Consider the following 17,634-nt stretch of genomic DNA (forward strand, 5'->3'; position numbering starts at 1 on the left):
CGCCTACACTGCGGCGATCTCGCTGGCGCCGTGCTCGGTGCGGCGCACCTGCCAGACGGCGCTGCGGGTGCGCGACGAGCGGCCGTTGCCCCGATCGATCAGGGCGCGGTTGTTCGTGGTGTAGATCAGTTGGGCGCCACGGGAATTGGTCTCCGGGTTCTGGAACAGCTGGATCAGGCGGTCGGTCTCCTCGGCGGGCAGGTGCGCGCCGAGGTCGTCGACGGCCAGGACGCGGCCGGAGTCGAGCGCGTCGAGCATGGTGGGCAGGGCGCGCAGCAGCGACAGCGTCGCGGTGGATTCGTCGGTGATGTCGAAGGGGTTGTCGATGCCGTCGTGCACGAGGCCGAGGCCGACGCCGCGCCGGGCGACCATCCGCGCGTACAGGGCGTCCCTGGCGGCCTGCATATTGGTCAGCTCGCGCTCGAGCAGCACGGGTGTGAGTCCGTTCTCCCGCAGCAGCCGGTCGGCGACGTCGGGCGAGGTGGCGCACAGGTCGATCTGCTCGGCGAGCGCGGCGATGTCGGCGTCGAGGTCGCGCAGGTAGTCCGCGTACATGGGGTCGTTGTCCGCGATGAGCAGGTCGGTGAGGCCGAGCCCGGCGGTGCGCAGCAGCAGGAGCAGGCGGGCCGCGTTCTCCGGCGAGCGGGAGAGGTGGCCGCCGAGCCGATGCGCGACGGCGGCCGGATCGGCCGCGCCGAGTTGCACCTCCAGCATCGACTCGAACCAGCGGTAGGCGGGCACCAGCGCGTCGGCGTACATCTGCCCGGCGAGGCTGAGCAGCAAGGCATTCGGGCGCACCAGCGGAACCAGCGCGGCGATCCCGTAGCGGGCCGCCTCGAACATCGGACCGATCTTGATCTGTTCTCCGTTGCGCTCGAACACGATTCGCTTGCGCGAGCGCGGCTGCGTGTGCAACCACTCGGCCGTCACGTCGGCGTTGTCGAGCCGGAAGCCGTAAGTGTAGGGCACCCCCTCCGCGACGAACGACGCCACGAATTCCGAAGGGCGATCGGCAAACCCGAGGTGCGGCGACCGCACGGGGCCTGCATAGGGATCCCAGCCGGTCACCGAGTGCAGCACCGCGTCGCGCATCTGCGCGAGCGCGTCGATCAGGTTCGTCTTGCCCGCCGCGGCGGCGCCGTGGATCGCGGTCACCGGCACCGCCACCGGGCCGCCGCCCTTGGTCAGCCGGAGTTCCTGCTCCTCGGCCAGCGATCTGTGATTGGTCACCTGAAAACTGCGCAGCATCCCGCCATCCTGTCGTCTCCGCTGCGCCGCCTCGACAGCAGGGCCGAGCGTCGGCGCCCGCCGTCGGCGGCCGGAGCGCGCCGATCCCCCTACGAAGACGCTGGTGACGGGTTAGCATGCAGGACGCCACGACTCGTTCGTGTGCCGTCGGAAACGTTCGAAACTGATGGGTAACGATAGGTATGACGGTTCGTAGTCTCGTAGTCCGAAGCTCCGTCGCCGCCGCCCTCGGGTTGGGGTCGATGGTGGTCGTCGCGCCGCAGGCCATCGCCGATACCTGCGCGGACGGCACGGCGCGCATCTTCGCCGCCAACTCGGAGCCACGCTGCCAGACCGGCACCGCGAGCTACAGCACCGAGACGATCACGAAGGTGTGCTCGATGAACGGGGCCGATGTGGTCGCCGAGGCGACCTACCTGACCTCGAGGAAGAAGACCGTCACCACCACCCTCGAGCTGAGCAACGGACGCTGTGGCCGGCTCGAGGTCTCCGGTCAGCAGAGCGTCACCGTTACGGTGACGCCGAACTGAGCCTGCGGCAAGCTCTTGCGCACCCGGGTTCACCCCGGGGACGCCGTCCTTCCCTCGGTGGTGTCAGCGCCCACGCAGCAGCAGCGCGCTGTCGCCGAACTCGTGCCAGAGATACCCCGTGTCCAGCGCCGCCGAGTAGGCCTCGTGCACGGTCGCCTCACCCGCCACCGCCACCAGCAGGTCCAGGTGTGAGGCGCCGGGCGCGTGCCAGCCGGTGATGAGGCCGTCGACCGCGCGGGCGGGATGGTCGGCGCCGAGGACGAGTTCGGTCCAGCCGCTCGCGGCGTGGACGCGGCCCGCGGGGTCGGCCGCGCTCTCCAAGGCCCGGGTGACCGTGGTGCCGACGGCGATGACGCGTCCGCCCGCGGCCTTGGCGTCGTTCACGGCGCGGGCGGTCGAGTCCGGCACGACGAAGCGTTCGGGGCTCGGCGGCTCGCCCGCCTCCGGCGAGGACACCCCGGTGTGCAGGGTGATCGGCGCGAGGCCGACGCCGGCGGCGATCAGGTCGAGCACGAGGCGCTCGGTGAACGGCCTTGCCGCGCTGGGCATCTCCGCGCTGCCGGGAATGCGGCCGAAGACGGTCGAGTGGTAGGACGCGGACCAGCGTTGCGGCACATAGGAATAGGTGATCGGGTAGCCGTAGACCTCCAGCAGGCGGCGCGGATCGACGGTGAGGTCGGCGATCCACAGGCGGCGCCCACCGGGCAGCCAGGGTTCGCGAAGGGTGGCACGCGCGCCCTCCGGTAGGCGAATGGTCGTGCCCGCCGAGAGCTCGTCGGTGGGATAGGGCGTCCGCGTGGTGGTGCGGACCTCGACCACCCAACCGCCGTCGTCCAGCCACGTCGCGAAGTGCAGGGCGATCGGCCCGTCGGCCATCCGGCCGTCGACGGCGGCGGCCAGCGTCGCCGAATTGTTCACCACTACAAGGTCTCCCGGCCGCAGGTGCGCGGGAAGTTCGCGAAAACGCGCGTGCGTGAGACCATCTCCGGCGACGAGCAGGCGGACCTCGTCGCGGGCAAGCCCGCGCGCCTCCGGCGGAGCGACCGCATTGCGTTCGGGCGGCAGGACGAAAGAGCGCCGCGCCAGCGTGACCGTCATGCGACGCGCCCCGCCGCGAAATCGGTTGCGGCATACCGCGCGTTCTTCGGTCTCTCGTGCAGCAGGCGCAGCAGCGCGGGCACCACCGTGTCGGGCTCCGGCCGGTCGGAGATGTCGTCGCCGGGGAAGGCGGCCTGGTGCATCTCGGTCCGCATATCGCCGGGGTCGAACGCGTAGATGGACAGCTCGGGATGCTCCGCGGCGAGGATGGCAGTGAGCTGATCGAGCGCGGCCTTGGACGAACCGTAGCCGCCCCATGCGGGGTACGGCTCGACTGCGGCGTCGGAGCTGATGTTCACGACGCTGCCGCCCGGCGTGAGCAGCGGCAAGGCGAGCTGTAGCACCGCGAGTGGGGCGAGAACGTTGGTGCGGTAGACCAATTCGAGTTCATCCAGCGGATATTCGGCGAGCCGGACGAGCGGGCTGGGGCCGAGCCTGCTGGCGTTGTTCACGATCAGCGCGAGTTCGCCTGCGTCGCTTATTGTTTCAGCCAACCGAGCACGGTGCGCCGGATCGGTCACATCGCCGGGAACCGCGACGAATGGGACGCCCAGCTCCTCGGACACCCGCGCGAGCCGCTCGGCGCGACGGCCGGTGCCGATGACTCGCCACCCGCGTTGGACGAGTGCGCGGGTGAGCGCCAGCCCGAACCCGGCGGACGCGCCGGTGATCAGTGCGGTGGGACGCGCCATGAGAACCTCCTGGTAGTTGCCTACCGCTCAATCCTCATACCTGAAGTGAACTTCAGGTCAAGCACCGTTCGCCGACAGCGGATTCCACCGGCGCGCTTACTCTTCCGCCTCCTGCGCAGGCGTCACCGCCGCGGGCCCCGACTCCAGCAGCAGCCGGAAGCCCGCCTCGTCGAGGATCGGCACGCCCAGTTCCTCCGCCTTCGCGGCCTTGGTCCCGGGCGAGTCACCGACCACCAGGAACGACGTCTTCTTCGACACCGACCCGGCGGCCTTGCCGCCGCGAATCAGAATGGCCTCCTTCGCGCCCTCGCGGGTGAACCCGTCGAGCGAGCCGGTCACCACGATCGTCAGGCCCTCCAGGGTCCGCTCGATGGTCTCGTCGCGTTCGTCGACCATGCGCACGCCCGCCGCCCGCCACTTGTCCACGATCACGCGATGCCAGTCGACGCCGAACCACTCCGCGACCGCGGCGGCGATGGTGGGCCCGACACCCTCGGCGGCAGCGAGCTCCTCGACCGACGCGTCCTGGATCCGGTCCAGGCTGCCGAACTCGCGGGCGAGCACCCGGGCCGCGGTGGGCCCGACGTGCCGGATGGACAGCGCGACCAGCACCCGCCACAGCGGCCGATCCTTGGCCTCGGCCAGCGCCTCGAGCAGCCGCCCGCCGTTGGCGGTGAGCCCGCCCTCCTTGTTGGTGAACAGCGTCGTGGTGAGCAGGGCCGCCTCGTCGAGGTCGAACAGGTCGCCCTCGTCGGCGATCGCGTGCGACTTCAGCAGGTCGACGGCGGCCTCGGCGCCCAGTGCGTCGATGTCCATCGCGTTGCGACTGGCGACGTGGAAGACGCGCTCGCGCAGCTGCGCCGGGCAGAACTGCTGGTTGGGGCAGCGGATATCGGCGTCGCCGACCTTCTGCGGGGCCAATTCCGTGCCGCATTCCGGACAGTGCGTCGGCATCACGAATTCGCGCTCCTCGCCGGTGCGCGCGTCGACCACGGGGCCGAGCACCTCCGGGATCACGTCGCCCGCCTTGCGAATCGTGACCGTGTCGCCGATGAGCACGCCCTTGCGCTTGACCTCCGAGGCGTTGTGCAGGGTGGCCAGCGAGACCGTCGAACCCGCGATGGAGACCGGCTCCATCACCGCGAACGGGGTGACCCTGCCGGTGCGGCCGACGTTCACCTCGATGTTCAGCAGCTTGGTCGTCGCCTCCTCCGGCGGGTACTTGTAGGCGATGGCCCAGCGCGGGGCGCGCGAGGTGGCGCCGAGGCGACGCTGCAGCGCCATCTCGTCGACCTTGATCACCTGGCCGTCGATCTCGTGCTCGATGTCGTGGCGGTGTTCGCCCCAGTACTGAACGCGTTCGATGACGGCGTCGATGCCCTGCACCAACCTGGTGTGCTCGGACACCGGCAGACCCCACGCGGTCAAGGCGCGGTAGGCCTCGTGCTGGGAGGCCGGGGTGTAGCCCTCGATGCGGCCGAAGCCGTGGCAGATCATGCGCAGCCTGCGGCGCGCGGTGACCGCCGGGTCCTTCTGCCGCAGCGAGCCCGCGGCGGTGTTGCGCGGATTGGCGTAGGGCGGTTTGCCGTCGGCCACGATCGCGGCGTTGAGTGTCTCGAAGTCCTCGAGTCGCATGTACACCTCGCCGCGGACCTCGAGCAGGGACGGGATCGGGAACTCGTCGGTGGGCGTGAGCTCGCCGGGGATATCCTCGATGGTGCGGGCGTTGAGGGTGACGTCCTCGCCGGTGCGGCTGTCGCCGCGGGTGGCGCCGCGCACCAGCCTGCCGTTCTCGTAGATCAGGTTCAGCGCGACGCCGTCGATCTTCACCTCGCACAGATAGTGCAGGTCCGGCCCCGTCTCGGCCGCCACCCGGCCCGCCCACGCACGCAGCTCGTCGACGGTGAACACATTGTCCAGCGACAGCATCCGCTCGAGATGCTCGACCGCGGCGAAGTCACTCGCGAACCCGCCGCCGACCAACTGCGTCGGCGAGTCCGGCGTCCGCAGATCGGGATGCGCGTCCTCCATAGCCTGCAGCCGCCGCAGCAACGCGTCGAACTCGCCATCGGTGATGATCGGCGCATCCCGCACGTAGTACCGGAACTGATGCTCCCGCACCTCATCAGCCAGCCGCTGCCACTCGACGCGCTCCCGCGCCGACGCCTCCCCCTCACTCCCCACACCACTCTCACTCACCCACCGCACACTAGCGCAGCCCCCCGACAACCCCCACGCTCATTCCCGCACGTCGCCGCAGGTCGACGCCTTATCCGAGTACGCTGCCGCGATCGGGCACCCTATTCGGCGCGCCGCACGAAATCAGGCCGCATCATCAAATCGGCCACCGCGGCACCCAATTCACGCCGCGCCCACGCCGCTAACCGGTCTCGTATTTCAGTAGTACTCGCAGCCGGACTGCCGCCGAGCCACCTCCGTCTGGCCATGGACAACAACGCGGCCCCGGCCGTCGCCACGTCCGAGTCGACCGCGAAAGCGACGAAGGCCGCCACGGTCTGAGCTTCGATCAGATCCGGACACCGCTCTAGCTCACGAATGAGAGGGTGATCATCGGTGACCAGCACCTCCGCGTGCGCGTATACCGCAGCGGCGACGACGTGCCGGTCTTTCCGATTGACCAGCTTCGGAACGTCTGCTTCGAACCCTTTGGGCCACTCGACCTGAGCGTCCGGAAACGCCTTCGTCATGGCACCGAACAGCGCGGAGCGGCCGGTGTCGCTCATGGAGTCCGGCAGATGACGGCCGACTTCGGCCAAAACCTCCGCACTCCAGCGAACCTCGTAGAGTTCCGCCTCCGCCAGTGATAGGAGGACATCGCGGTGGCGGGCTCCGACGAGGACGTTCGCGTCGAGAAAGGCTCGAAACGGCACCGGCCGACTCTACTCAGAACTGGTCGTCGTACAGCTCCGATTGCCGGGAAATGTTCGCGACCTCGTCGAGTGCCGCGCGCTGTTCTCGCTTGCGCTGATCTCGGTAGTCGAGGAGAGCCCGCAGCGGTATCCGGCGGTGCGTGCCGCGGTACTCGGCCGGCAGGGTTCCATCATCGACCAAACGGCACACATACGTCCGCGACAGACCGAGCAGTTCGGCGGCGGCGGAGGTCGTGACCAGCTCGTCGACCGTTCCGATGGCAACGCCCCGGCCGGCGCTGAGGTGATCGAGGATCGCGAGGAACGCGTCGCGCACACGCGCCGGAACCTCCATCGGCACACCGTCGATGACGACGGTCGATTCAGCCGCACCACGGGTACGCACGGATGCCAGGGCCTCCCGTAAGCCGTCGCGAACCGCACGAGAAAGATCCGGTTCCAGGTGAGACACCGTCATCACATACCTCCTCCCGGCCGAGTTGCCACCCGCCAACAATGCACCCTAAACGACATAAACGCAACTACCCGATCGGCGCGACAGCCGTAGCCTCGAGGATTCACACTGGATGACGCGTCAGCTCGGCGGGGGTGCGCCGAACAGGGGCGGCTGGTCAGGCTGGTTCGAAGGTGAGGGAGTCGGGGTCTTCGGCGTAGGCGCGGGCTACCTCGGTGGTGAGGGTGAGGGCTTTGCGGGACCAGGCGAGGGGGGTGGGGGCCAGGCCGCAGGCGGGGGTGACGAGGATTCGGGTGGCGAGGGTGGGGCGGGAGAAGCCGAGGCGGTCGATGAGGCGGACGCCGGGTTCGGCGATGTCGCGCCAGGTGGGTGGGGTGGCGGGGGCGGTGGTCGGAGTCAGGCCGAGGGCAAGCTGTTTGCCGGAGTCGAGGAGTTCGCCGATGCTGTCGAGGTCGCGGGTGCCGATGGTGGCGACGTCGAAACCGATTGCGGCGGCGGCGCTTCCGCGCAGGAAGGCGAGGGCGGGCGGCTCGGCGCAGCTGTGCACCAGCACGGGTGCGGACTGGCTCGCGATCATCGCGTCGAGGATGGCCAGCGCCTCGGGTTCGGGGATCGCGGGGACGCTGTCGAGCAGGCTGACGCCGCGCAGCGAACCGTCGAGTACCGCGGTGAGCGACGGTTCGTCCAGTTGCAGAACGATATCCGCGCCGAGCCGCCGGCGAACCTCGGCGACATGGTTCGCCACCCCCTCGGCGAGGGACTCCGAAAGATCGCGCAGCGCACCGGGATCGGTGATCGCGAGGTGACCGCTCGGCAGCTCGACCTGCGCCGCGAGCGTCAGCGGCCCGGCCGCCTGCACCTTGATCGGCCGCCCGCTGCCCGCCGAACCGGTTGTCTCCCAAGCCTCTTCGAGCGCATCGAGGTCCCCGCGCAGCAGGTCGCGAGCGCGCCGGGACACCGCGCCCGGCCGAGGGGCGAGCCGATACCCGCGGGTGGTGGTGTCGAACCGCATGTCGACCAGCAGAGCCGACATGCGGCCGATCATGTCCGCGCCCACTCCGCGCCCCGGAAGCTCCACCAGATGCGGCAGGTCGGGCAGTTCACCGAGGATGGTGGTCGCGGCCTCGCGCGCGTCGGTGCCCGGCCACGATCCGACGCCGGTCGCGATGCCGCCGCGCAAAGGGCTCGGCGCATCGGTGACGGGCTGATCCTCGGCGTCGCTCACTGGGTCGATTTCCGTGCCTCTCGCGTTGTGGTGCACCGTTGTCCGCTTCCATCGATCGTAGTGCGCGCACCCGAGCCGACTCGGGACCCGATCAGTCTGCGCGCCAAGCTGATTCGCCGATCACCCGCGAATCGTCGTCGCAGGACACGGCATCGCGGCGCGAGGCGGTTTCATCGTGTTGCGGCGGCCTCGGTTTGGCTGCCGATCGGCGCGCTGCCGGCACCGCCGGTCGCCGAGATCGTACCGCTGCCGATCACCATGTCCCCCAGCTCATCCGGCCGATACAGCACCACCGCCTGACCGCGCGCGACACCGGTCAGCGGCTCACGCAACCGCACGGACAGCCCGTCCCCGACCGCCTCCGCGATCGCGGGCGCCGTCCCGCCGTGCGCGCGCACCTGCGCGACGCACTCGATCGGCCCGTCCGGCGCGACGCCGGAGGTCCAGATCGCGCGCTCGGCCCCGATGGTCCACACGTGCAGGTCCTCGACCGAGCCGACCCGCACGGTGCCCGAGTCCGGATCGATGCCGGTCACGTAGCGCGGCTTGCCGTCGGCGGCCGGCCCGGGCAGCCCGAGCCCCTTGCGCTGGCCGATGGTGAACCCGTGCACGCCTTCGTGTTCGGCGAGCTTCGTGCCGTCGGCGTCGACCACGGCGCCGGGCCGGATGCCGATCTTCGCGCCGAGGAACGCCTGAGTGTCGCCGGAGGGAATGAAGCAGATGTCGTGGCTGTCCGGCTTGTTCGCGACGGCCAGCCCGCGCTCGGCGGCCTCCTCGCGGATCCGCGGCTTCGGGGTGTCGCCGACGGGGAACATGGCGCGGGCGAGCTGCTGCGCGTTCAGCACCGCGAGCACGTAGGACTGGTCCTTGTCGGCGTCGACGGCCCGGCGCAGCACGCCGTCCTCGAGCCGCGCGTAGTGACCGGTGACCACGGCGTCGAAGCCGAGCGCGAGGGCGCGGTCGGCCAGCGCGGAGAACTTGATCTTCTCGTTGCAGCGCAGGCACGGGTTCGGCGTCTCGCCTGCCGCGTAGGCGGCGACGAAATCGTCGATCACGTCCTCCTTGAAGCGATCGGCGAAATCCCAGACGTAGAACGGGATTCCGAGCACGTCGGCGGCCCGCCTGGCATCGCCCGCGTCCTCTTTCGAGCAGCAGCCACGCGACCCGGTGCGCAGCGTGCCCGGCGACGCGGACAGCGCCAGGTGCACGCCGACCACCTCATGACCGGCGTCGACCGCGCGCGCCGCCGCCACCGCCGAGTCGACACCACCACTCATCGCGGCGAGTACCCGCATCAGACACCTCCCTTCGCACCGGCCAGACCCGCGGCCCTGGCCCGTTCCACAACCTGGGGCAGCACCTCGAGCAACGCGTCCACATCGGCGCGAGTCGAGGTGTGCCCCAACGAAAAACGCAGCGACCCCCTGGCCTGCCACGGTTCGACGCCCATCGCGATCAACACGTGACTCGGCGACGCGACGCCCGCGGTACACGCCGAGCCGGTCGAACACTCGATCCCGGCCGCGTCGAGCAGCATAAGCAGCGAATCCCCTTCGCAGCCCGGGAAAGTGAAGTGCACGTTGCCGGGCAGCCGCCGCTCACCGGGCGGGCCGTTCAGCACCGCGTCGGGTTCGACGGCGCGCACGCCGTCGATCAGCGCGTCCCGCAGTTCAGTTAATTCCGCTGTGCGCGTAGATAGTTCGATCGCCGCCTGGTGCAGCGCGGTGGCGAGGCCGACCGCGGCCGCGGTATCCGAGGTGCCCGAACGCAGGTCGCGCTCGTGCCCGCCGCCGTGCAGCAGCGGCACGCAGGGCACCTGCCTGCCGAGCAGCAGCAGGCCGATGCCGTGCGGCCCGCCGACCTTGTGCCCGGCGAAGCTGGCCGCGGACAACCCGCTCGCGGCGAAGTCGATCGGCAGCTGGGCCGCGGCCTGCACCGCGTCGCTGTGCATCGGCACGTCGAATTCCTGTGCCACCGTGGCCAATTCGCCGATCGGCTGAACGGTGCCGACCTCGTTGTTGGCCCACATGATGGTCACCAGCGCGACGTCGTCGGGGTCGGCCGCCAGCGCGGCGCGCAGCGTGCGCGGCGAGACGACGCCCTCGGCGTCCACCGGCAGCCAGGTCACCCTGGCGCCCTCGTGCCGCTCCAGCCACTCGACCGCGTCGATCACCGCGTGATGCTCGACCGAGCTGACGATGATCCTGGTCCGGCGCGGGTCGGCAGCCCTGCGCGCCCAGAAGATGCCCTTCACCGCCAAATTGTCGCTCTCGGTCCCGCCGGAGGTGAAGATGACCTCCGAGGGCCGGGCGCCCAGATCGGCGGCGATCGACTCGCGCGCCTCCTCCAGCGTCCGCCGGGCCGCGCGGCCGGAACCGTGCAGCGACGACGCGTTGCCCGCCATGGCGAGCGCAGCCGTCATCGCCTCGATGGCGGCGGGCAACATCGGTGTGGTGGCCGCATGATCGAGGTAGACCGTATGGGCGGCCCCACCGTGGACCGGACCCGAGAAACCCGCCTTCATGACCAATCAAGCCTATCCCAGCGTTGACCTGCGCATCTTGGGGGTGCCCCCTCGCTGCCTACGTTTCACCTTCGATGCGCAACCCCTTTGTCGCCTTCCGATATTCCCGCCTGTCCGCGCGTTCGAGCGATCGACCAGCGTGTCCCGTGTCGCGCGCACAACCTCTTTCGCGGCGTCGACTCGCTGACGCACACCCCCGCGAGTGAGACCTGCGTCTCTTCTCGACCGACCGCAGGGTCGCGATGTCACAGCCGACCAGGCCGCGTCGTCTACCCAGCAACCACGCAGGAACGCTGCGGAGAGAACAAAGGGAAACCAATGAACGTCGCTTACTACATCGTCGGTGTGCTCGCAGCCCTGTGGATCGGGTTCTCGGGCTACTCGCTGGCCACCAAGAAGCAGTTCGTCGTGGAGCCGCTCGAGCAGTACGGCGTGCCGCGCTCGCGGTGGAACTGGCTGGCACTGGCCAAGGCGGCCGGCGCGCTCGGCCTGATCGTCGGCTTCTTCCTCCCCGCCATCGGAGTCGCCGCCGCGATCTGCTTGATCGCCTACTTCCTCGGCGCCTCGGCGACCGCGATCCGGGCCCGCTCATACCAGACCGCCGTCTTCCCGGTCCTGTACCTCGTCCCCGCCGCCGCGACCCTGATCCTGCAACTCGCTCGGTGACGCGAGAACCACCAGCACAACAGCCGCAGGCCAATGGCCCGCGGCTGTTGGCCGTCGGCCGAACTGTTCTCGGCACTCGCCGACGTCGTCCGCCATCTCGAGATCCCGCACCGTCGGCAGGAACCACGCAAGGCGACGGCGAATCGACGTCTCGCTATTCGGCTGTGGCGTCCGCCCGCCGCTCCCGCCGCAGCATGGGCCGCCGACGATTCGGCCTGCGGATCTCCGGCGCGTCGGCGGCGATCGACGGGTCCTGCACGCGGGTGTTCCCCGCCGCGATCCACCCGGCAGCCACGCCGTGCCGCGACAGTTCGGCCCCGCGGATCGCGGCCTCGCAGCGACGGGCCAGATCGCGGCGATCGGCGCCCGGCTGCTGCACCGGCTCGAGCACGACCTCGGCGACCATGCCGCGCGAGCGCAGGACCCGGCGGGCGGATGAGGCGAAGCTGTCATCCCCGACGAAACCCGGTACCGTGCACTGGTTTCCGTGCCGATCCAGGTAGCGCAGCCGCACCGGCTGCACCGGGGTCGCGGTGTCGATCGCGGCCTGGAACAGCGCGGGCCGCATGCGGCCGTACGCCCGGCCGCACCAGGTGGTCCCCTCGGGGAACACCGCGATCCGGTCGCCCGCCGCGAGCCGGGCGCCGACCTGGGCCACCACGCCGGGCAGCGCGCGCAGCCGCTCCCGCTCGATCGGGATGACCCGCATCAGCGTCGCCAGCTTGCCGAGCACCGGCCAGTCGACCATGTCCGCGCGCGCGACGAAGCCGAGCGGCTGCACCGCGGCGAGCGCGACGATATCGGTCCAGCCGATGTGCCCGACGACGACCATGACGCCCGTGCCCGATGGCCCGTAAACGCAACGCGCGGTGCCGCCCTCATCGACAGCACCGCGCGCGTTCGGGTCGATCCGGCGATCGACGGTCCGCAATTCCATTCCGAGACAACGCAATAGCGTCCGCGCGTACCCCCGCTGAACGGTCTCGCGCTTGCCTTGCGGCGTAACCACATTCACCACCGGGAAGCTGATCAGCAACCCGGCGACGCCGAGCAGCCTGCCGATGGCCCGGCCTGCACCGATCTCATCGACCGTCTCTATGCAGCCGGGCCCGCAGGGGCTCGACGGCATCCACGCGTGTGCGGTGGCCTGTGCGGACGGCGCGTCGAAGACCACGATCCTCACCGTCCCCCGTCGAAAGTCGCTGCGGCATCCTGTAATCGGTTGAGGTAGCGGGTGTTGATGGTGTCGAGGCCGAGGATCGCGACGAAGTCGGCGACGCCGAAGTCCGGGTCGTGGGCGGGTTCGCCGCAGATCTCCGCGCCGAGGCGCAGATAGCCGCGCAGCAGCGGCGGCAGCTTCGGGCGCGCGGGCGGGGTCAGGTCGTCGAGGGTCTTGCCGTCGACGAGCACCGGCCGCAACGGGTGCACCCGCTGTTCCGGATCCGAGCCGTGCCTGCCCAGGAGCAGGTCGCGCACGCCGCGCACGTTCACGCCGGGTTCATCGGCGGGGCTGTCCTGCATCGGCACCGACACGCAGCCCATCACCCAGTCGTAGCCGGTGAGCTGGATGTAGTGCAGGATGCCCGCCCACATCAGCGTCAGCACCGAGCCGTTGCGGTGGTCGGGAACCACACAGGCGCGGCCCATTTCGACGATCCGCCGGCCCGCCGGGTCCAGCTGGGTCAGATCGAACTCTGTGGCCGTGTAATAGCCGCCTGCCGCGGCGACCCGGTCCGGCGGCAGCATCCGGTAGCAGCCGACGAAATCCTCGGTGAGTTCGTCGCGGACCAGCAGGTGGTCGCAGTGCTCATCGAATCGGTCGGCATCCAGACCCGTGCCGTCGTCGGGAATGTGGAATCCGGGCTCGCCGGCGAACACGCCGTAGCGCAGGCGCTGCGCCGCCGCGCGGTGCTCGGCGTCGGACGAGACGACCAGCGAGTACCGTGACCGTTCCACCCCGGAGTGCGTCGAGCGCGCCGGGGCTGTCAACACGGACGTAATAGTCATATCGCTGATGAAGCCAGCCCGACACTGCGCCGGAGCGACCTCGAAGTGTCGCCCGGATGCCGGTTCGGTGAACGCGACCGAGATCACACTCGGCGTTCATCGCGGCGTCGCGCGCTGTTCGCGCCGGGGCGTTTCCGGCCCTCGGCGCGAGCATGGTCGGATACGCGAAAGCCGCATCGCGCGGATGCGGCTTCCACTGATGAACGGGCGCTAAGCCGCCGTTCTCTCCGATACTCGTGACGGCTCGGCGGTCTTGGCCACCTCGGCGAAACCGGGGCGGCCAGTGCCGATGAAGGCGACGAGCCAGGAGGCGACCGCGGCGAAGCGGTTGCGGAACCCGACCAGATAGAACAGGTGCACCGCGAGCCACATGACCCAGGCGATGAGGCCGCGGAAGGTGATCTTGTCGTTCAACTTGGTCACCGCGCTGAACCGGCTGATCACCGCCATGCTGCCCTTGTCCCAGTACTTGAACGGGGTGCCCGGCTGCTTCTTGCGGCGAATGATGTCGGCGGCGTGCCTGCCCTCCTGCATGGCCACCGGCGACTGGCCGGGGTAGCCGTTCAGAGAGGTCATGTCGCCGATCGCGTAGATGTCGGCGTAGCCGCCGACGGTGAGGTCGGGATTGATCAAAAGCCGTCCGGCACGGTCGGTTTCGACGCCGGTGGCCTCGGCGAGGACCTTGGCGAACCCGCCGACCTGCACACCCGCCGACCAGACGATCGTCTCCGCCGCGATGCCGCGCTCGACGCCGCTCTTGTCCTTGACGGTGACCTTGCCGTGCTCGATGTCGGTGACGAAGGTGCCGAGCAGCACGTCGACGCCGGTGCGGGTCAACGACTTCTTCGCGTACTCCGACAGCCCGCCGCCGAACGGGGGCAGCACCTCGCCCGCGCCCTCGACCAGGGTGACCGAGACCTCTTGGTGGTAGTACCTTTTCGCGAGTTCCTTGAGCTGGCCGGCGACCTCGACGCCCGTGGCGCCCGCGCCGACGACCACGAAGCTCAGCAGCCTGCGCCTGGTCTCCTCATCGGCGCCCTGCGCCTCAGCGAAGACCCGCTGAATCTGCGCGCGCAGCAGTTTCGCGTCGTCGATGGTCTTGAGGGAGAACGTCTTCTCCGCGAAATCGTCGCGGCCGAAGTAGGACTGGCTGGCGCCGGTCGCGGCGATCAGCGAGCCGTAGCGGATGCGGCGCTGCTCGCCGTCGTGCTCATAGGTGACGATCGCCTTGTCGGGGTCGATCGCGACCACCTTGCCGAGGCGCACGTCGGCCTCGCGGTGGCGGCGCAGAATGGAGGCGATCGGCGGCGCGATCTCCTCCGATGCCAGCACACCGGTCGCTACCTGGTACAACAACGGTTGGAACAGGTGCTCCGGCGTGCTGGAGATCAGCACGTAATCGATACCCGACTTGGCAAGTTGCTTCGCGGCGGAGAGCCCGCCGAACCCCGACCCGACGATGACGACACCCGCGGTTTCGATTCCCGCATCCACGTACTGCATGACAGCCTCCTTCTCTCATTACCAACCGTCATCGGGAACGAAGATATTTCAGGAGTTAGGGCGCATAATTCAGATGACTATTATCTCGATCCGTCATTAATCGGAGGCGCTGTGGAACTTCGGCAGCTCACCTACTTCGTCGCCGTCTGCGAGGAGCTCAGCTTCAGCGGGGCGGCGGCGCGATGCTTCATCTCCCAGTCGGCGATCAGTCATCAGATCTCCCGGCTCGAGCGCGACCTCGGCGTGCAACTGTTCGAGCGCTCGACAAGATCAGTGGTGGCCACCGACGCCACCGCACGGCTACTTCCCCTTGCGAAGCAGATGCTGAGCCTCGAGTCCGCCATCCGGGCCGCGGTGCGGACGGTCGGCCCGCGGATCCGGCTCGCCGCGAACATGTCCTTCGCGACGCGCTCGCTCTCGGCGATCGCCGGCGCCCGCGCGACCCATCCCGAGGCGGAGATCGAGTTCGTGATCAAGCCGTTCCGGCAGCGCATCACCGCGGTGGCCGACGGCGACTGCGATCTCGCGCTCATCCGCGGCAGCGTCGACCAGCCGGGGCTCGAGGTCGAGCAGCTGTGGGTGGAGGATCTGGTGATCGCGACGTCGAGCGCGCACCCGCTCGCCACCCGGGAGACGGTGACGCTGTCGGATCTGAGCCGGTACCCCTTGCTGCTACCGCCGGAGCAGGAACAGGTGCTGCTGCACACCGTGATTCGGTCCGCGTTCGCCGAACTGCCCACCGGGCCGACCTTCGGCCCCCCGATTCCGCCCGACCACACCGCGACCATGGAACTGATCAACCGGCCCGACGCGTGGACGGTGCTCTACGCGGAGAGCCCGACCGAGGGGCTGGTGGTATTGAAACTGGCCGAGCACAAGTTGCGGATTCCGGTGTCGGCGGTGCTGCGCAGCGATGTCCGGCGATCGCCGATCCTGACCACCCTGCTGTCGGCGCTGCACCGCACCTGAGCGACCCCGAGCGCGGCTCGGGGTCGCTTGTCGCTCAAGCGTTCTCGCGGGCGAAGCTTCGCGCGCCGATCACCATGAGTACCAGGGCCACCACCACGGTGATGCCGGTGCCGAGATAGACGTCGGCGCTGCCGAAGTCACCGCGGAACAGTGCCCGCGCGGCATCCACCGTGTGCGAGAAGGGATTCGCCTTCGCGATATTCCGCAACCAGGTCGGCCCGACCGCCATCGGCAGCAGGATGCCGGACAGCAGCATGACCGGCAGCGTCACGCTGTTGAGCACGGAGGCGAGCGTGCCCTCGTTCCTGGCCCACAGGCCGAGCGCGTAGGACGCGGCCGCCAGGCCGGCGGCCATCACCGCGATCAACAGCACCGAGAGCACCAAACCCGTTGGGTCCGGGCGCAAACCGAACGCCAGCACCGCGACGCCGACCAGCACCAGGGCCTGGACGATCAGCACGACCATGTCCTTGAGCACCCGCCCGAGCAGCAGCGCGCCGCGGTCCGCCGGCGTGACCCGTTGCCGCTCAACGACTCCCGCGCGCAGCTCGGAGATGATGTTGAAGCCGGCGTAGAGCGAACCCATCAGGCCCGTCTGGATAACCAGTGCGGGCGTGAGGATTTTCCACGAGTCGACGTCGCCGAGCGCGGGGCCGAGGCCGTTGATCAGCGGGCCGAACAGCACCAGATACAGGACCGGTTGGGACAGGCCGATGATCACCCACATCGGGTTGCGCAGGTTGGTCCGCAGCTGGGACCAGAAGATCAGGCCGGTGTCGTGAGCGAACCTCATGCTGGATTCCCTTCGCGCAGTGATCGTCCGGTGATGGTGAGGAAGACGTCGTCGAGGCTCGGGCGTTTCACGGTGACCGCGCCGGCCGTGATGCCGCGCTCGTCCAGGGCGCGCAGCAGGGGGACGACGGCGGCGTCGCCGCGCTCGACCGTCAGGTGCAGCAGCGTCGCGCCCGCGTGCTCCGCCCGGACACGTGAGCGCACGTCGAGCACCGCCTCGGCCACCTCTAGCGCGAGATCGGCCTGCCCGTCGGCGATTTCGAGGCTGACCACGTCGCCGGAGATGCGGCGCTTGAGTTCGTCCGGGGAGCCCTCGGCCACGATGCCGCCGTGGTCCATGACCAGCAGCCGATCGCACAGCGCGTCGGCCTCCTCCAGGTAGTGCGTGGTGAGCACGACCGTGGTGCCTCGATCCCGCAGTCCGCGAGTGTGTTCCCACAGGTTGGCCCGGCTCTGCGGGTCGAGGCCGCTGGTCGGCTCGTCCAGGAAGATGAGGGTCGGGCCGTGCACGAGGCCGAGCGCGATGTCGACGCGGCGGCGCTGGCCGCCGGACAGTTGAGCGCACTTGCGGCCGGCCAGTCCGTCCAGGTCCAGTGCCTCGAGCAGTTGCTCGGCGCTGCGCACGGCTTCCGCCTTGCCGAGGCCGAAAAGCCTTGCCTGGAGGACCAATTCGTCGATGACGAGTTCGAGGTCGTTGGTCGTGCCGCCCTGCGCGACGTACCCGATGCGGGCGCGCACGGCCCTCGGCTCGGTGCGCAGGTCGGCGCCGGCGATGGTCGCCTCGCCCGCGGTCGGGGCGATCAGCGTGCTGAGCATCCGCAGGGTGGTGGTCTTGCCCGCGCCGTTCGGGCCGAGCAGGCCGAGGATCTCGCCGTCGTGCACGGCGAAGTCGACGCCCTTGACCGCCTCGACGGGGCCGGTTCTGGTCTTGAAGGTTCGAGCGAGGCCACGCGCCTCGATGACCGCGGTGCGGGTGCGGTCACGGGCGGTGTCGATCGTTTTCATACCGCTGACGGTAGGAAGGATCGACCCGAT

At 69.6% G+C, this 17,634-nt stretch carries 17 protein-coding genes; 3 read left to right on the top strand and 14 right to left on the bottom strand.

The window, feature by feature from the left end:
• Window positions 1-3 precede the first annotated feature (3 nt).
• On the bottom strand, window positions 4-1,248 hold the full coding sequence (locus ON39_RS23500) for an AAA family ATPase (RefSeq protein ID WP_040737630.1): 1,245 nt from the start codon (window positions 1,246-1,248) through the stop codon (window positions 4-6).
• Between the two features lie 182 nt (window positions 1,249-1,430).
• Here ON39_RS23500 and ON39_RS23505 point away from each other — a divergent pair, with 182 nt between their 5' ends.
• Window positions 1,431-1,778, top strand: a complete 348-nt coding sequence (locus ON39_RS23505) for a hypothetical protein (RefSeq protein WP_146251153.1) — start codon at window positions 1,431-1,433, stop codon at window positions 1,776-1,778.
• A gap of 63 nt (window positions 1,779-1,841) precedes the next feature.
• Here ON39_RS23505 and ON39_RS23510 read toward each other — a convergent pair whose 3' ends face one another.
• From ON39_RS23510 to ON39_RS23545, 8 genes are all read right to left on the bottom strand, one after another.
• A complete protein-coding gene (locus ON39_RS23510) occupies window positions 1,842-2,876 on the bottom strand; it encodes an S-adenosylmethionine:tRNA ribosyltransferase-isomerase (RefSeq protein ID WP_040737632.1) in 1,035 nt (344 codons plus the stop codon).
• Window positions 2,873-3,568, bottom strand: coding sequence for an SDR family oxidoreductase (locus ON39_RS23515; RefSeq protein ID WP_040737633.1), 696 nt, complete (start codon window positions 3,566-3,568; stop codon window positions 2,873-2,875). The genes ON39_RS23510 and ON39_RS23515 overlap by 4 nt, the downstream gene beginning before the upstream one ends.
• 96 nt (window positions 3,569-3,664) lie before the next feature.
• Complete coding sequence (ligA, locus tag ON39_RS23520) at window positions 3,665-5,767, bottom strand: NAD-dependent DNA ligase LigA (RefSeq protein WP_040737634.1); 2,103 nt, start codon at window positions 5,765-5,767, stop codon at window positions 3,665-3,667.
• A 101-nt stretch (window positions 5,768-5,868) separates the two neighbouring features.
• On the bottom strand, window positions 5,869-6,312 hold the full coding sequence (locus ON39_RS23525) for a PIN domain-containing protein (protein WP_373283724.1): 444 nt from the start codon (window positions 6,310-6,312) through the stop codon (window positions 5,869-5,871).
• 160 nt (window positions 6,313-6,472) lie between these two features.
• Entirely contained in the window at window positions 6,473-6,916 is a 444-nt protein-coding gene (locus ON39_RS23530; protein ID WP_083894647.1) for an excisionase family DNA-binding protein, read from the bottom strand.
• A 154-nt stretch (window positions 6,917-7,070) separates the two neighbouring features.
• Window positions 7,071-8,138 carry a methionine synthase gene (locus ON39_RS23535; protein WP_083894648.1) on the bottom strand — a complete coding sequence of 356 codons (1,068 nt, stop codon included), beginning with the start codon at window positions 8,136-8,138 and terminating at the stop codon, window positions 7,071-7,073.
• A 170-nt stretch (window positions 8,139-8,308) separates the two neighbouring features.
• Window positions 8,309-9,433 carry a tRNA 2-thiouridine(34) synthase MnmA gene (mnmA, locus tag ON39_RS23540; protein WP_040737636.1) on the bottom strand — a complete coding sequence of 375 codons (1,125 nt, stop codon included), beginning with the start codon at window positions 9,431-9,433 and terminating at the stop codon, window positions 8,309-8,311.
• Window positions 9,433-10,662, bottom strand: coding sequence for a cysteine desulfurase family protein (locus ON39_RS23545; RefSeq protein ID WP_040737637.1), 1,230 nt, complete (start codon window positions 10,660-10,662; stop codon window positions 9,433-9,435). Before ON39_RS23545 ends, mnmA begins: the two co-directional genes overlap by 1 nt.
• Before the next feature lie 318 nt (window positions 10,663-10,980).
• Here ON39_RS23545 and ON39_RS23550 point away from each other — a divergent pair, with 318 nt between their 5' ends.
• Window positions 10,981-11,328, top strand: coding sequence for a DoxX family protein (locus ON39_RS23550; RefSeq protein WP_040737638.1), 348 nt, complete (start codon window positions 10,981-10,983; stop codon window positions 11,326-11,328).
• Window positions 11,329-11,482: 154 nt separating this feature from the next.
• Here the strand turns inward: ON39_RS23550 and ON39_RS23555 are convergent, their stop codons facing one another.
• The 3 genes from ON39_RS23555 to ON39_RS23565 form a co-directional block, all read right to left on the bottom strand.
• Window positions 11,483-12,457 (bottom strand): lysophospholipid acyltransferase family protein, encoded by a 975-nt coding sequence (locus ON39_RS23555; protein ID WP_051186967.1) that lies wholly within the window; start codon window positions 12,455-12,457, stop codon window positions 11,483-11,485.
• 50 nt (window positions 12,458-12,507) lie between these two features.
• Complete coding sequence (locus ON39_RS23560) at window positions 12,508-13,335, bottom strand: GNAT family N-acetyltransferase (RefSeq protein ID WP_040737711.1); 828 nt, start codon at window positions 13,333-13,335, stop codon at window positions 12,508-12,510.
• Between the two features lie 210 nt (window positions 13,336-13,545).
• On the bottom strand, window positions 13,546-14,838 hold the full coding sequence (locus ON39_RS23565) for an NAD(P)/FAD-dependent oxidoreductase (protein ID WP_051186957.1): 1,293 nt from the start codon (window positions 14,836-14,838) through the stop codon (window positions 13,546-13,548).
• Between the two features lie 111 nt (window positions 14,839-14,949).
• On the opposite strand from ON39_RS23565, the gene ON39_RS23570 reads away from it, so the two are divergent.
• Window positions 14,950-15,807 (top strand): LysR family transcriptional regulator, encoded by an 858-nt coding sequence (locus tag ON39_RS23570; protein ID WP_040737640.1) that lies wholly within the window; start codon window positions 14,950-14,952, stop codon window positions 15,805-15,807.
• A 34-nt stretch (window positions 15,808-15,841) separates the two neighbouring features.
• Here the strand turns inward: ON39_RS23570 and ON39_RS23575 are convergent, their stop codons facing one another.
• Together ON39_RS23575 and ON39_RS23580 are read right to left on the bottom strand one after the other, a co-directional pair.
• Window positions 15,842-16,600, bottom strand: a complete 759-nt coding sequence (locus ON39_RS23575; protein ID WP_040737641.1) for an ABC transporter permease — start codon at window positions 16,598-16,600, stop codon at window positions 15,842-15,844.
• Window positions 16,597-17,604, bottom strand: a complete 1,008-nt coding sequence (locus ON39_RS23580) for an ABC transporter ATP-binding protein (RefSeq protein ID WP_051186958.1) — start codon at window positions 17,602-17,604, stop codon at window positions 16,597-16,599. The genes ON39_RS23575 and ON39_RS23580 overlap by 4 nt, the downstream gene beginning before the upstream one ends.
• Between the last annotated feature and the right edge of the window lie 30 nt (window positions 17,605-17,634).

This window comes from Nocardia tenerifensis NBRC 101015 (assembly GCF_000308715.1).
Classification (GTDB): Bacteria; Actinomycetota; Actinomycetes; order Mycobacteriales; family Mycobacteriaceae; genus Nocardia; species Nocardia tenerifensis.